14 protein-coding genes are annotated in these 14,271 nt (G+C 60.8%); 3 read left to right on the plus strand and 11 right to left on the minus strand.

What is annotated here, in order from left to right; genetic code table 11:
• Positions 1–262 precede the first annotated feature (262 nt).
• Positions 263–913 (plus strand): TetR family transcriptional regulator C-terminal domain-containing protein, encoded by a 651-nt coding sequence (locus tag VH564_RS08980; RefSeq protein WP_423339484.1) that lies wholly within the window; start codon positions 263–265, stop codon positions 911–913.
• On the opposite strand, the gene VH564_RS08985 is transcribed toward VH564_RS08980, so the two are convergent.
• The 6 genes from VH564_RS08985 to VH564_RS09010 form a co-directional block, all read right to left on the minus strand.
• Complete coding sequence (locus VH564_RS08985) at positions 910–3,492, minus strand: HWE histidine kinase domain-containing protein (protein WP_423339485.1); 2,583 nt, start codon at positions 3,490–3,492, stop codon at positions 910–912. The genes VH564_RS08980 and VH564_RS08985 overlap by 4 nt on opposite strands.
• Positions 3,482–4,027, minus strand: coding sequence for a biliverdin-producing heme oxygenase (locus VH564_RS08990; RefSeq protein WP_423339486.1), 546 nt, complete (start codon positions 4,025–4,027; stop codon positions 3,482–3,484). The genes VH564_RS08985 and VH564_RS08990 overlap by 11 nt, the downstream gene beginning before the upstream one ends.
• A gap of 266 nt (positions 4,028–4,293) precedes the next feature.
• Positions 4,294–5,607: an NAD-dependent dihydropyrimidine dehydrogenase subunit PreA gene (preA, locus tag VH564_RS08995; RefSeq protein WP_423339487.1), complete on the minus strand. Its 1,314-nt coding sequence runs from the start codon at positions 5,605–5,607 to the stop codon at positions 4,294–4,296.
• A 14-nt stretch (positions 5,608–5,621) separates the two neighbouring features.
• Positions 5,622–6,983, minus strand: coding sequence for an NAD(P)-dependent oxidoreductase (locus VH564_RS09000; RefSeq protein ID WP_423339488.1), 1,362 nt, complete (start codon positions 6,981–6,983; stop codon positions 5,622–5,624).
• 476 nt (positions 6,984–7,459) lie between these two features.
• Positions 7,460–8,413 carry a sensor histidine kinase gene (locus VH564_RS09005; protein ID WP_423339974.1) on the minus strand — a complete coding sequence of 318 codons (954 nt, stop codon included), beginning with the start codon at positions 8,411–8,413 and terminating at the stop codon, positions 7,460–7,462.
• A gap of 197 nt (positions 8,414–8,610) precedes the next feature.
• Positions 8,611–9,405 (minus strand): response regulator, encoded by a 795-nt coding sequence (locus tag VH564_RS09010; RefSeq protein WP_423339489.1) that lies wholly within the window; start codon positions 9,403–9,405, stop codon positions 8,611–8,613.
• Between the two features lie 248 nt (positions 9,406–9,653).
• On the opposite strand from VH564_RS09010, the gene VH564_RS09015 reads away from it, so the two are divergent.
• Positions 9,654–9,863: a NepR family anti-sigma factor gene (locus tag VH564_RS09015; protein WP_423339490.1), complete on the plus strand. Its 210-nt coding sequence runs from the start codon at positions 9,654–9,656 to the stop codon at positions 9,861–9,863.
• Positions 9,864–9,867: 4 nt separating this feature from the next.
• A complete protein-coding gene (locus tag VH564_RS09020) occupies positions 9,868–10,422 on the plus strand; it encodes an RNA polymerase sigma factor (protein ID WP_423339491.1) in 555 nt (184 codons plus the stop codon).
• Between the two features lie 94 nt (positions 10,423–10,516).
• On the opposite strand, the gene VH564_RS09025 is transcribed toward VH564_RS09020, so the two are convergent.
• From VH564_RS09025 to VH564_RS09045, 5 genes are all read right to left on the minus strand, one after another.
• Positions 10,517–10,918, minus strand: a complete 402-nt coding sequence (locus tag VH564_RS09025) for a hypothetical protein (protein WP_423339492.1) — start codon at positions 10,916–10,918, stop codon at positions 10,517–10,519.
• Positions 10,919–10,927: 9 nt separating this feature from the next.
• Positions 10,928–11,272, minus strand: a complete 345-nt coding sequence (locus tag VH564_RS09030; protein ID WP_423339493.1) for a DUF883 family protein — start codon at positions 11,270–11,272, stop codon at positions 10,928–10,930.
• Positions 11,273–11,369: 97 nt separating this feature from the next.
• Positions 11,370–12,200 carry a heme ABC transporter ATP-binding protein gene (locus tag VH564_RS09035; RefSeq protein ID WP_423339494.1) on the minus strand — a complete coding sequence of 277 codons (831 nt, stop codon included), beginning with the start codon at positions 12,198–12,200 and terminating at the stop codon, positions 11,370–11,372.
• A 9-nt stretch (positions 12,201–12,209) separates the two neighbouring features.
• Complete coding sequence (locus VH564_RS09040) at positions 12,210–13,319, minus strand: FecCD family ABC transporter permease (RefSeq protein ID WP_423339975.1); 1,110 nt, start codon at positions 13,317–13,319, stop codon at positions 12,210–12,212.
• Between the two features lie 18 nt (positions 13,320–13,337).
• Positions 13,338–14,261 carry a heme/hemin ABC transporter substrate-binding protein gene (locus VH564_RS09045; protein WP_423339495.1) on the minus strand — a complete coding sequence of 308 codons (924 nt, stop codon included), beginning with the start codon at positions 14,259–14,261 and terminating at the stop codon, positions 13,338–13,340.
• Positions 14,262–14,271 lie beyond the last annotated feature (10 nt).

A 14,271-nucleotide genomic window follows, 5' to 3' on the forward strand; every position in this document is an offset into this window, starting at 1 on the left:
CGGGCATGACCGGTCGTTCCCTTGGTCTGCCACGGAGCGTTTTTGTTTTTGTTGCTCCGGACATTCGCCGGTTGCCTTTGACTGGCAACTGATCGATAATTTGACCGATTGGTAAACATTACAGCTTCCGCGGCCGTGCTCAAGACGGAATTTGCGAAAAGCGACGACAAAAATTGCAGTGCATACCCGGAGAATCCGAATTGGCGCGGCGCGTGCCAAAGGCGACAACAGGGGATAGATTTCAAGGAGAAGCGAAATCGACATGGCCACCCCGAGAGCGGCAAAAACGCAGCGCCGCACCCGCATACAGGAAGAGAAAGAAGAGGTCATTCTCGAGGCCGCGCTGGACGTCTTTTCGGTGCATGGGTTTCGCGGTTCGACGATCGACCAGATCGCTGAAGTGGCGGGGATGTCGAAGCCTAATCTTCTCTATTACTTTCGCACCAAGGAAGCGATGCACCGGGCACTGATCGACCGGGTTCTGTACACCTGGCTCGAGCCCCTGCGCGCCTTCGACCCCGACGGCAATCCGGAAAGCGAAATCCGCAGCTATATCCGTCGTAAGCTCGAAATGGCCCGCGACTTTCCGCGAGAAAGCAGGCTTTTCGCCAACGAAATGCTGCAAGGCGCGCCTCATGTCGAAGACGAGTTAAAGGGACCGCTGAAGAGCCTCGTCGACGAGAAGGCCGAGGTCATCCGTGCCTGGGCTAAGGCCGGCAAGATCGCCAAATGCGATCCCTACCACCTGATCTTCTCGATATGGTCGACCACCCAGCATTACGCCGATTTCGACGTCCAGGTACGGGCCGTACTCGGGCAGGGACATGCCGGCGAGGGGCGGTTCGAGGACGCTGCCCGCTACCTCGAACAGCTTTTCGTCAGCGGATTGATGGCGCAGCCAAAACCGATTTAGGTCTCATTTGATCTGCCACTTCCTTGAAGCACAGATGACAAGAATGCCTCCACGCTCTCCGAACCGTAGGGCTTTTGCAGAACAGGGATGTCGGCATAAATTTCGCCCTGCGGAATGCTGTCGCCGTAGCCGGTGGCAAAGCCGAAGGGAATATTCCGGCTCTTCAGCAGATCGGCAACAGGAAAGCTGGTTTCCAGACCCAGATTGACGTCGAGCATGCCCATCTGCACCGTGTGAGTGTCGAGGGCTTCGAGAGCCTGCGCCACATTGGGAACAGCGATCACGTCGAGCGCGCCGAGGCCTCTGAGGACATCCTCGCCGTTCATGGCGATGATCAGGTTGTCTTCAACCAGCAGCACGGTCATGCCGGATAATGGCTGCTGGCCCAACCGATGAAGCGTCGAATTGCTGTCGGCAACGTCCCTGCGCTGCGAAAGAGCAACTGGATCGGCTACCGACTTCACGAATTGCGCTGGGATCAGCAGGTCGGCCTCAACGCCGCTCGGTGAAAAACGAACATCCGTCTCGCCGTTGAGGTCATAGACGAAGGAACGCCGGATGATGGTCGAGCCAAATCCGCCGCGCTTCGGGGCGCTGACCGGAGGGCCACCGCTTTCGCGCCAGCGGATCTTCAGGTTTCCCTGATCGTCCCGGTCCCAGCCGATGGTCACCACGCCGTTGGTCGACAGGCTGCCATATTTGACGCTGTTGGTGACAAGTTCGTGGAACACCAGCGAGGTCGTGGTGAAAGCCTTCGGCTCGAGCAGGACATCCGTTCCGTCGATCTCGAGACGGCCTGAAGTCCTGCCAAGATAGGCGGCTGTCTCTGCTTCCAGCAACTGCCGGAAGGAGGCCGGCGCCCATTGGTCCAGAGTGAGCTGGTCGTGCGCGCGGCCGAGAGATTGAACGCGGCCTTGCAACTGATCGATATAGGCATCCACGGACAACTCGGCAGACTTCGAATGGCGTACCAGTCCGCCAATCAGGCTCAGGATATTTCTGACCCGGTGATTGAGTTCCGCAATGAGAAGCTCCTGGCGCTCGCTGGCAAGGCGTCGTTCGGCGTTGGCCTCTTCCGAGAGGCGGAGTATGACCTCGATCAGCGCAACCCTGATGGTTTCCGCAACGCGCTGTTCTGCAGGTGTGAATTGTAGGGATCGGCCCCGCACCATTTCCGACCAGCTCTCGAAGCTTTTGCGTGGCGTCAATCGAGGCCCGTTCGGGCCGTACTCGGCCGGTTTTTTCGGGTCTCCGGCCCAGCGTACGGAACGGATGATTTCCTGGCGAAACAGGATGATGTAATCTCGCGGGGAGCGGGAGATAGGAATGGCGAGCAGCCCGCATATGCCGGTGCTTTCGTCCCAGCCGGGGTACCAACTGCGGATGTTGTCGGTGGCAAATATACGTCCGGCGGCATTCTGATTGAGGAGAGTCGTCAAGGCGGAAATCTGGTCCTGCGAAACGGCCGCGCCGCTGATCGCCATGCTCCCGTTGATCCATACGCCAATTCCATCTGCGGGAATGGCATCGGCGAGGATGTCGATCAGCCAGGCGGGATCATCAAGCAGGCTGGCGTTGCCGGCGACCGAAGTCAGCAGGAGATCGCCGATCTTCTTAGCCTTGCGTTCATATTCCAGGGCAAGCCGGCGCTCGCGGCTTTCGAGACGGGAGGCGAACATCTGTCCCAACAGCTCGGCGTTGGTGCGTCGCTCGAGGGACGGCAGTCGCGGGCTATAGTGGTGGCAGGCAAACAGCCCCCAGAGCGATCCTTCAACGACGATGGAGATCGACAGGGACGCGGCAACGCCCATGTTTTTCAGATATTCTATGTGGATCGGCGAGACGGAGCGCAGGACCGACATGGAAAGATCGACCGGCTCGCCATGCTCGGTCACCTGCGGCGCGATCGGGACCGGCGTCGCGTCGACGTCGGAGATGATCCTGAACAGGTTGCGCAGGTAGAGCCTGCGTGCCTGCACCGGAATGTCCGACGCGGGATAATGCAATCCGAGAAAGGAGCCGATGCCGGAGCGTGCGGCTTCAGCCACGACTTCGCCGGCGCCTGTTTCGTCGAAGCGATAGATCATGACGCGGTCGAAGCCCGTCAGCGCCCTGGCCTGGCGCGCACCCTCCCGGAAGAAGGCCTGCAGCGTTTCCGTCTGGTCGAGGCGTGCGGTCATGCTGCGGATGGAAATTGCGCCGTTGTCTTGCGTCGCGGGCGCAGGTTCGGCTTCGATGACGATCTGGCCGCCCGACAAGTGCACCGCGACATCGAAGTTGCCGCCGTTTTCACGCAGGACCAGACCGAAAATCCGCTCGACGGTATCCGGGCCTCGGATCACGGTCATTCTATTGCGCAAGGTGTGCACGGCTTCCGGAAGAATGATCTCCATCAACGGCTGGCCGAGTGCCTGCTCCCATGCAACACCGAGGAACTGCTCGAGATTCGTCGAGGCCCGTGAGATCAGCCAGTCGGAAGACAAAGTCAGCAGAAAGCCAAATGGCTGGATGTTCCCGAGTTGATGGATCGGCTCGCGATCGCAATTGGTCAAATCGATGCGCTGCAGATCATCTGTCAAGTAAAGGTATCCCCAGTTCGAGTTTGGCGGCATTTCGGAAGGCGGAAAACATGGACCTCGCCGCATCAACCGCCCGCTCGCGGTTCACGTCATTGGCGCTATCCAGCCGATCCATAAACGCCTTGATGGCGCCTTTGGGTCCTTGGAAGGCAAGATAAGTGGATGGAAATTCGGAGGGAACGCGCTTCGAAAGCATGGCACCGCCCAATTTCGAGCCTTCGATCACATAGGCGGCGCCCCAAAGCTCGTCTTCCGAGGAAATCGCCGCAAGGCCAATGGGTGGTGGCATCGGCAGGCCGAGCGACGCCATGTCCGCCCTCAGCATCTGGCTGCGCCTGCGATCTGCCCAGTCCGGCAGGAGCCGGTCGATGCCGGCCCGTTCGAGCGCCTGTTCTGCTGCAGGAAGCACCCGGGCATGGCCACTTAGAAACGCGATATACTGACGGCGGTCGGCCATGTCGAAGCGGCCGAACAAGCCGTCCACGACATCATGGTAATCGGCAGTTCCGGAACGGAGGGCATTTCGAAAACTCATTCAATCGATCCGGATGATTTTGCTGCTCCATATCTGGAGTATGAGCAAAACGATATATGTTTATGCCCTGTTATTTCCAGACCTTCGTCTATGAACATATAGCGTTTTTTAGCGCTTTTCTTTCGGAAAACGCTCTGCTTTTGCTTAAAAATCTTTGGAGCGGTTGCGCTTGGCCTTGGTGTGTTCAAGGCAAAACAAAACGCCACATGGTCATCCCATGCGGCGCTTGTTCGTGTGTTGCTCCCGCCGCTTTTGCGGCAGGAATCCTACTCGGCGGCCTGGCGCGCCATCGGGTTGTTCGGATGGGTCGTCCAGTTGGCATAGTTCGGATCAACGATCTTGCCTGTGCGCTTGTCCAGCGCCCCGGCGGGCAGCGCTTCCATGGTGATGCAGTTTTCGACGGGACAGACGCTGACGCAGAGATTGCAGCCAACGCATTCCTCGTCCATCACCTCGAAATGCCGCGCCCCGTCCAGCATGCTGGTGATTGCCTGGTGGGACGTGTCCTCGCAGGCGATGTAACAGCGGCCGCACTTGATGCAGGCGTCCTGGTCGATCTTGGCCTTGGCGATGTAGTTGAGGTTGAGGTACTGCCAGTCGGAAACATTCGGTACGGCGCGGCCGATGATGTCGTCCAGCGTGTTATGGCCCTTTTCGTCCATCCAGTCCGAGAGACCGGTGATCATTTCCTGGACGATCTTGAAGCCGTAGGTCATCGCTGCGGTGCAGACCTGGACGTTGCCGGCACCGAGCGCCAGGAATTCAGCTGCGTCGCGCCATGTGGTGATGCCGCCGATGCCGGAAATCGGCAGACCGTAGGTCTGCGGATCGCGGGCGATTTCCGCCACCATGTTGAGAGCGATCGGCTTGACCGCCGGACCGCAGTAGCCGCCGTGACTGCCCTTGCCGCCGACGGTCGGGTTCGGGGCGAAGTTGTCGAGATCGACCGAGACGATGGAGTTTATGGTGTTGATCAGCGACACCGCATCGGTGCCGCCGGCCTTGGCGGCGCGGGCGGGGTTGCGGATATCGGTGATGTTCGGTGTCAGCTTGGTGATGACGGGCATGCGGGTGTACTGCTTGCACCAGCGCACGACCATCTCGATGTATTCCGGCACCTGTCCGACCGCAGCACCCATGCCGCGCTCAGACATGCCGTGCGGACAGCCGAAATTGAGCTCGATGCCGTCGGCGCCGGTTTCCTCGACGAGCGGCAGGATCGCCTTCCAGGCCTGCTCCTCGCAGGGAACCATGATCGAGGCAACCAGCGCCCGATCCGGCCATTTCATCTTGATCTCCTTCATTTCCCGCAGGTTGGTGTAGAGATCGCGGTCGGTGATGAGTTCGATGTTGTTGAGCCCCAGCAGGCGACGGTCGGCGCCCCAGATCGCGCCGTAGCGCGGGCCGTTGACGTTGACCACAGGCGGGCCGTCTTCGCCGAGCGTCTTCCAGACGACGCCGCCCCAGCCGGCCTCGAAGGCGCGGTTGACGTTGTAGGCCTTATCCGTGGGTGGCGCGGAGGCCAGCCAGAAGGGGTTGGGGGATTTGATGCCGACGAAATTGTTGCGCAGATCAGCCATTGTTCACACTCCCCTTAGGCGACGGCAACGGCGGGGTGCGCAACGGCAGCCAGCTTGCGGTTGATGGATTCGGCGGCGTCGCGACCCTGGGCAACAGCCGAGACGGTCAGATCGTCACCACCGACGATGCAGTCGCCGCCGGCCCAGACGCCGTCGATCGAGGTCAGGCCCTCGGCATCGGTGGCGATGCGGCCGGCTTCCATCTGCAGGGCTCCGAGGCCAGAGGCGACGAATGTCTGGCCGATGGCCTTGAAGACCTGGTCGGCAGCGATGACGCCGGTGTCGCCGGTTCCGGCTAGTCGGCCTTCCAGCATCTCGGTGTATTCGACCTCGATGCCGGCGACCCGCCCATCCCTCTCGATGATGCGCTTAGGGGCCAGCCAGTGGCGGATCATCACGCCCTTCGAGGCGGCGAGATCCTGTTCCCATTCCGATGCGTTCATGTGCTCTTTGCCGCGCCGGTAGCAGATCGTCACTTCCTCGGCACCGAGGAGTTTCGCCTGTACGGCAACGTCGATGGCCGTCATGCCGCCGCCGATGACGACGACGCGCCGACCGATGGCGACATCCGCCTTGTCGGCCGCCTGACGCAGATCGGAGATGTAGGAGATTGCATCCTCCACGCCTTCCAGATCTTCGCCTTCCGCCCGCAGCGCGTTGACGCCGGAGAGACCGAGGCCGAGAAAGACGGCGTCATACCGGGTGGAGAGTTCGGCGAGGGTGAAGTCGCGGCCGAGCATCTGGCCGTTTCGTACCTCTATACCGCCGATCGACAGGACGTAGTCGACTTCCTGCTGGGCGAAGTCATCGACGGCCTTGTAGGTGGCTATGCCATATTCGTTGAGGCCGCCGGCCTTTTCGCGGGCATCGTAGATGACGACGGCGTGGCCGTTGACGGCGAGCCGATGGGCGCAGGCGAGACCCGCCGGGCCTGCACCGACAACGGCCACGGTTTTGCCGGTCGGCTCCGCGCGGCTGTAGAATTGCTTGTTGGCTGCCATGGCAGTGTCGGTGGCGTAGCGCTGAAGCCTGCCGATCGCAACCGGGCGCTCTTCCGCCGTGTTGCGGACGCAGACGTCCTCGCACAGCTGTTCGGTGGGACAGACGCGCGCGCACATGCCGCCGAGGATATTTTGGTCGAAAATGGTCTTTGCCGAGCCGATCGGATTTCCGGTCGAAATCTGGCGAATGAACAACGGGATGTCGATCGAGGTCGGACAGGCCGTCATGCAGGGCGCGTCATAGCAGAAGTAACAGCGGTCTGATTCAACAAGCGCCTCGTGGTCGCCGAGACGCGGATGCAGGTCGGAGAAATTTTGCCCATACTCAGCCGGGGTCAGTCGGCCATTCTTAATCCCAGTTTCCAGTCGTCCCATTGAAGTTCCCTCTTATCAACGGCCAGGATTGAAAAGCTAACTCAGGATAAAAAATTTATCAAACGGTAAATTTTTGGACCTTTGTCGTTGGGCAGCAGGATTTGGTGGATGATGGAGATTTCGCGCAAGCTATTGAAATTCATCGTTTACTGGGAGAGCGTTCAGCCGGGTCGGGGCTTGGTGCAGCCTTGCGTGCAATGCCATCCCGCGGCGTGGCAAGCCGCATCGTCAGGGCGTCAATCCAAATATCAAATTAATTCGAGGGACGCCGGAACCCTGTTCGCGGTCGTGCGTTATTGGGATGTCCTGATGATGATTGCATCCACCCAGATGCACGCCCCTCTAAGCGTCGTCGGACGTTTAACTCACGGTCCCCCTCCCGGTGAGTCGAAAACAGTCGTTGCGCGCCCTCGCAACGACTGTTTTTTTTGGCGATCGCATAGCAAAAAGCCCAATGCTTCGTGCACTGGGCTGCTTCAAGGGGTTTTTAGGATTTCGTATTCCGTTTCCGGTATCGTCAGCCGGTATTCCAATCGGTCCAAGCCGACGCCTAGCTGGGCGCGACCGTTCATCGATGTCGGGACGACCCGCTCGAGGACCGTCTTGCCAAAGCTGTTGTCCTCGAAGTCATGGGCAGCGACTGCCGTATTGATCATTTCCGACCATATGATCTCGACTGCCTGCTTGCCTTCGAGGTTAGTTGCCTGACAGACAAGGGTGATGCTGGTCTTGCCCGCAGCGATTGCTCCATGCGAGGCGGAGTTGACGATCAACTCGTGCAGCGCCAGTCCCAGATGCACGGCTGCATTGGGTGTGAGATGGGCATTGATGCCGCTGATCGGCACCGGAATGGAAGCGTCTGGCCAATAGGGCGCGAACTGCTTTTCGGCGAGTTCGAAGAGATAGGCCCCGCGCCAGCTCGAGTCGGTGATCAGGTCCTGCGAGTTTGACAACGACTGCAGGCGCCCGCGGAATTTTATCAGGAAATTGTCCAGAGACAGCGTGTTGCGTGCGGTCTGTGTCGCAATGCCCTGGATGATGGCGAGCAGGTTCTTTGATCTGTGCGAGAGCTCGCGAAGCAGCGATTTCAGCACCTTCTCGCGATGCCGGCTTTCGGTGACCTCGAAAATCACCGAAAGCACGCCAAGCTCTTGGGCCTGCGTGCGTTCGATCTTCATCTCGTAGATCTTGACCCCTTCGGATGTCGAAAGGGAAATTTCGGCATTGGCCGCCTTGCCACTTTTCAGCACGTCGCGCTTGAGCTCGAGGATGCGGGCGCCATCCTTGTCGCCGAACAGGGCCATGTCGTCGACGCCGACAAAGGCGAGTTCTTTCAGGTGATCGGGAAGGTTCTCGAAATAGCCGACCTTCAGCATTGCGTCTTGGAAAATTATCGAGACGCCGGCGCTTCCCAGCGCCCGTTCCATCATGGCAGCCTTGCCCTCGAACCCGAGTGGCGAGCCGGGCGATGGATCATTGTTATTCACAAAGATGCCTTTCTTTCGCGTCCCGTATGACGGCCGACCAATCGGGAGTGGCGTTCAAGTCAGCCCGATGACAATTAAAGTTGCCAAAGCGTCCCGGGCTGACGGAACGCTCCGCCATCGCAATTGTTCCGGGCGAAATGTCAGGCCGCGACCTTCGTGGTTTCGTTGAAGAACAGCGCCTGGCTGATGAGCGCCTTCACCATGTCCGGATTGAAAGGCTTTGTTACCAGGAAGGTCGGTTCAGGCCGTTCACCCGTGAGCAGACGCTCGGGGAAAGCGGTGATGAAGATGACCGGGACGCTGGCATTCTTAAGAATGTCGTTGACGGCATCGATACCCGAGCTCCCGTCGGCAAGCTGGATGTCGGCCAGGACCATGCTCGGCTTGGTCTCATTGTAGAGCGCCACGGCTTCGGCATGGGTGCGGGCGATGCCGGTGACGCGGTGGCCGAGACTTTCGACCATCTGCTCGATGTCCATGGCGATCAGCGGTTCGTCCTCGATGATCATGATGTCCGTGGCCACCTGGCGGGATATCTCGGTCGATGCCTTGTCCAGAAGCCGGGCTGCCTCATCTTCTTCCAGATCGAGGATCTCGGCGATTTCAGGCATGCGGAAGTTTTCAACCGAGGCGAGGATGAAGGCCTGTCGGGCGATTGGCGAAACCTTTGACAGATTGACCGAAGCGCGTTTTTCCCAGGCGTAAGGGGAGGTGGGCTCGGGAACCTGAACGGAACTGGAGCCGAACAGAGTGGTGAACAGCTTGTACAGCGCCACACGGTCGTTCGACGTGTCGGGGAAAATGGAAATATCGGCAATGATGGCTTCGAGAACGGCCGCGACGTAGGCATCGCCTGATGTCTGGGTGCCGGTCAATGCTCGGGAGTAGCGACGAAGGTAAGGAAGGTGCGGAGCAATTCGAGTCGAAAGTGTCATAAATGGCTCCCGTCAGTAGGCCATGGTAAATAATAAATGTTAGAACACGCGTCTCCCAAAAAAGTTCCGGTGTCCGGGAACTTTTTTCGGGGGCATGCATTAATGGTCGACGTGATAAGGGTGTAGCATGGAACCGCCCGATGACAATAAGATTGCGGTGTTTGCCGAGCCTCCCCAGCGTTTCCGCAGCAGCAGTGTCTCGCATCGGAAGCAGCATTAATACAACACGGTCCGAGAGTGAACCATATATGACAGCTCCCCACCAGGAAGACACGGAACAGACGCGACCTGATGTCCGCGTTACAGATCTTCTAGACCCCAATAGCCAGATCGGCAGCCGGTTGCGGAGCCTTTACGCCGCTGCCCAGGACGAGGCGATACCCGACCGTTTCCTTGATCTGCTCGAAAAGCTCGATCAGGTGGAAATGGCGGCCGGTAAATCGGTCGGGCGGGAGTAATTTGATGGAAAAGGTACAACCGAGCTTCAAGCGCGAGATGCTGTCTGCATTGCCGAGCCTTCGTGCATTCGCGATCTCGCTGATCGGTCGTCATGACCGGGCGGACGACCTGGTCCAGGATACCATCATGAAGGCTTGGGCCAAGCAGGACCACTTCGAGATGGGCACGAACATGAAGGCATGGCTGTTTACCATTCTCCGCAACGAGCTCTACAGCCAGATGCGCAAGAGCGGTCGCGAGATCCAGGACAGCGACGGCCTTTTCACGGAATCCATGGCAACCCATCCTTCGCAGTACGGCGCGCTGGACCTGCAGGATTTCCGCAAGGCACTGGAGCAGCTTCCACCAGACCAGCGTGAAGCGATCATCCTCGTCGGCGCCTCCGGCTTTTCCTATGAGGAAGCTGCCGAGATCTGCGAATGCGCCGTCGGTACGATCAAGAGCCGTGTGAACCGCGCCCGCCAGCGGCTGCAGGAGTTGCTGCAGATCACAGGCGAGGCGGACTTCGGCCCCGACGCGACGTCCTCGCCCCTGACATCCAGGGCGTTTGCCTTCTAGCTGGGAGGCATGATCGCAAAAGGAAACCCGCCGCACCTTGATTGGTGCGGCGGGTTTTTCGTGACGTCATGGTGCGGACGGTTGGTTACGAGCTCTAGTCGTCGCTGCGCGAGCCCATGATGTTGCTCAGGAGAAACGCGCCGGCAACCGCCGCGGCCAGCAAGGGCTGCGAACGGACGAGGCCGAGGCCGACCGTGGCCATGGATTGGGCAGCCAAACGCTTTTCGCGGGCGCGACGGGCCTCCTGCGCGTTGATGCTCGCCATGACGACCAGCAGCGCTATCGCGATCAGCAAAGTGCCGCTGCCGACGATCAGCGTCGCGTAGAGCATGCCGTAGATCGTCGCGAGCCAGAGAGCGAGTGCCGCCAGGCCGAAGACGTAGGTGGTCAGGAGCAACACCATCGCCAACGCGATGAAAACACCGTTGCGCTTGGTGCGCGCAACGGTGTTTTTCACGGAGCCCGACAGTAGCAAGCCTAAAATAGGACCCAGCATCGATGATCCTTAGCGACGTGCGAGGAGAGCGATCAGCAGCCCGACGGCCGCCACTGTGCCGATCGTTGCAGCCGGATGGGCGCGAACGGTTGCGCGCACTTCGCGGGCGCTGCGGGCGTAGCCGTCCTGGAGTTGCTGCATCAGCTCTTCGCTGCGGCCGAGGAGATCTTCGTAGCCGGATTCAGCCTGGGCGCGGAGCTTCTTGCCCTGGCTGGCGCCGTTCTTGGAGATCAGCTTCGTCAGCGAGGCGATTTCGCTCCGGAGGCTTTCGACCTGATCCTCGATCGTATCCTCGATGTCGCTGAACGTGCCGTTGCGCTTGCCGCGAAGGCTGTGGAGCAGGGAGTTTGCCATTGGTGTTCTCCATTGTTTCAACGCGCCAGTGCGTTGCTTTCATCGTCAGGTCGTGGCGACAAAACCATTGTCTTCATCGACCTAAACCGTTGCCAGCCTAACGCAATGATAGGTGAAAAGTTCCGGCGCGGCCAGCGTCTCCCGGCGCTGCGCTGTGGGGCAGAACGAAGGGCGTGCCGTCCGCCGGCCTTTGGTTCACTTGAAGCGCGCAGCCGAAAACCTGCTGGAGGTTCTCGTCGGTGAGTACGTCGGCGGCAGCACCGGTTGCGACCCGCTTTCCGCTTTTCACGAGCAAGATCTGATCGGCGAAGAGAGCGGACAGGTTGAGATCGTGCATGACCGCGATGACGCCGCCGCCGGCCCGGCAGAAGCTGCGGGCCAGCTGCATGATGGCGAGCTGATGGCTGATGTCGAGGCTCGAGACCGGTTCGTCGAGCAGCAGCCAGCAGGGGTGGCCGTCGGCAACGGGCTCAGGGATTTGGCAGAGGACGCGGGCGAACTGGACACGCTGCTGCTCGCCGCCGGAAAGCTCCTGGTAGAGGCGCCCCTCGAAGCCGGCGAGATCGACGGCATGCAGCGCCTCTGCGGCGATGCGATCGGCGTGCTGCGGCTGGGTGTTGGCGCCCGAGGTCAGGCCCATGCGGACGATCTCTCGAACGGTGAAGGGGAAAGAGATGGAACTTGCCTGCGGCAGCACGCCGCGCGCCAGCGCCAGAGGCAGCGGCTTCATAGCACTCACCTCCTTGCCGCCGAGCCTGATCGAGCCGCGATAGGGGAGTTCGCCCGAGATTGCCTTGACGATCGTGGTCTTGCCGGAACCGTTCGGCCCACAGATTGCCGTCAGCGCTCCGGCTTTGGCGGTGAAGTCGACGCTTTCGACTACGGATCGGCCTCCCAGGCTGACGCAAAGGTTTGAAACGGCAATCACATGGGATCCTTAAAGAGCGAGGCGGGTGCGGTTTCGCAGCAGGATCCACAGGAAGAAGGGCCCGCCGACGGCAGCGGTGATGATGCCGATCGGCATCTCGGCGGGGGAGACGATAGTTCGGGCCAGCATGTCGGCAAAGATCAGCAGCGTGCCGCCTAAGAGGGCCGAGGCCGGCAGCAGGTAGCGATGATCCGGGCCGATCAGCATGCGCAGCAGATGCGGCACGACGATGCCGACGAACCCGATGCCGCCGCTGACCGCGACGGATGCGCCCGTCGCTGCCGCCACCACGAGGATTGCCGCCGTCTTCAGCCGCTGCACGGGGACGCCCATGTGGAAGGCCGCGGCCTCGCCGAGGGTGATGGCGTTGAGGCCCTTGGCCATGAAGGGGATGGCCAGCAGCGACAGCAGGATGATTGGCCCGGCGGCGGCGATCTTCAGCCAGGTTGCGCCGGCCAGCGATCCCATGCCCCAGAAGGTGAGGTCGCGGAGCTGCTTGTCGTCGGCCATGTAGACGAGCACGCCGGTCGCGGCCATGGCGAGGGCGCCAAGCGCGATCCCGGCGAGCAGCATGGTTGCGACGGAGGTCTGACCCTGGCGGGTGGCGATGCTGTAGAGCAGGAGCGTGGTGGCAAGTCCGCCGGCAAAAGCTGCCAGCGGCAGAGCGTAGATACCGAGTAGCGCATAGAGCGGCGCAGCCACGGTACCGCTCAGCACGATCATGACGACGGCGCCCAAGCTTGCGCCGGAGGAAACGCCGACCAGTCCCGGGTCTGCCAAAGGATTGCGAAAAAGCCCCTGCATGATGGCGCCTGACACGGCGAGCGAGGCGCCGATCAGGAAACCCAGAATGGCGCGCGGCAGGCGGATGTCGAAGACGATGATATGGTCGCGCATGCTAAGCGCCGTTGCCGTACCGGTATTGCGCATGAGGTCATGGACGACATCCAATGCGGAGGCATCGGAGGCACCCGTGGTGATCGAAAACAGCAGCGAGAACAGCGCAAGAACCGACAGCGCTGATATCAGGAGGATCGCGAGCTGCGACCGGTCACCGGCGCGGTAGCGGGCAAGCCAGTCGCTCCTCCTTCGCGATAAAGCTTGGGGCTGGCCGACCATGTCGCTCACCGCCATCGTTCAGCCTCCGTAGATCGCGCTGTTGAGTTCGCGGATGGCGCTCGCCGTCCTCGGTCCGAAGCCGAGCAGGTGAAGCCCGTCCATGTGGATGATCGCCTTGTGTTCGGCTGCGGGCGTCAGGGCAATGGCCGGCTGCGTCAGAAGTTCGTCATTGCCGGTGGCGTGGTTGCCGCCGCCGTTCATGACCAGGATGACATCGGGCTTGGCTTCGATGATCGCCTCGTCGGTCAGGGGTTTGTATCCCGGGAAGACGCCGACTGCATTGATGGCACCGGCGAGCCTGATGATGCCGTCCGCTGCCGTGCCTGTGCCCGAGCCCATGATCTTGCCGCCCTGGACGCTGAGAACGAACAGTACGCGCTTGCGCTCAGCGATGGGGCGCTGCTCGGATTCGGCGATCGCGGCGTCGAGGTCGGCTGCAACGCTGGCTTCCAGTGCCTTGGCCTTGTCAGGGACGCCGAGCAGGGTGCCGACGGTCGCGATCTTCTTCAGGATGCCGTCGCGTTCGTAGGTTTGCGGAACGGTCTCGAAGGGAACGCTGGCGGAGCGCAGAACCGCCAAGGCTTCCGGCGGGCCGGCGCCCTCGACCGCGATGATGGCACTCGGATTGACGGCCAAAATGCCTTCCGGCGACAGGGCGCGCATATAGCCCACATCCGGCAGCTTTGCCGCAGCTTCAGGATAGAGGCTGGTGGAATCGCGGGCGATCAGCCGTTTCTCTTCCCCGAGTGCGTAGATGATCTCGGTGACGTCACCGCCGATCGAGACCAGCCGTGAGGTGTCGAGCTTCGGGGTCTCAGTGGCGTGGGCGTCGCCAATGAAGGCGTGCGGCAGGGCGGCTGCAGTGAGCGGCAGCAGCATGACGGCGGCGAGGAGAGTCGAATTTCGAGGCCGTCTCAGGCGGAGGAGGGAAGAAAACATCATGATCTCGATC

The organism is Rhizobium sp. HT1-10 (assembly GCF_049472505.1).
In the GTDB taxonomy this organism is placed as follows: Bacteria; Pseudomonadota; Alphaproteobacteria; order Rhizobiales; family Rhizobiaceae; genus Rhizobium.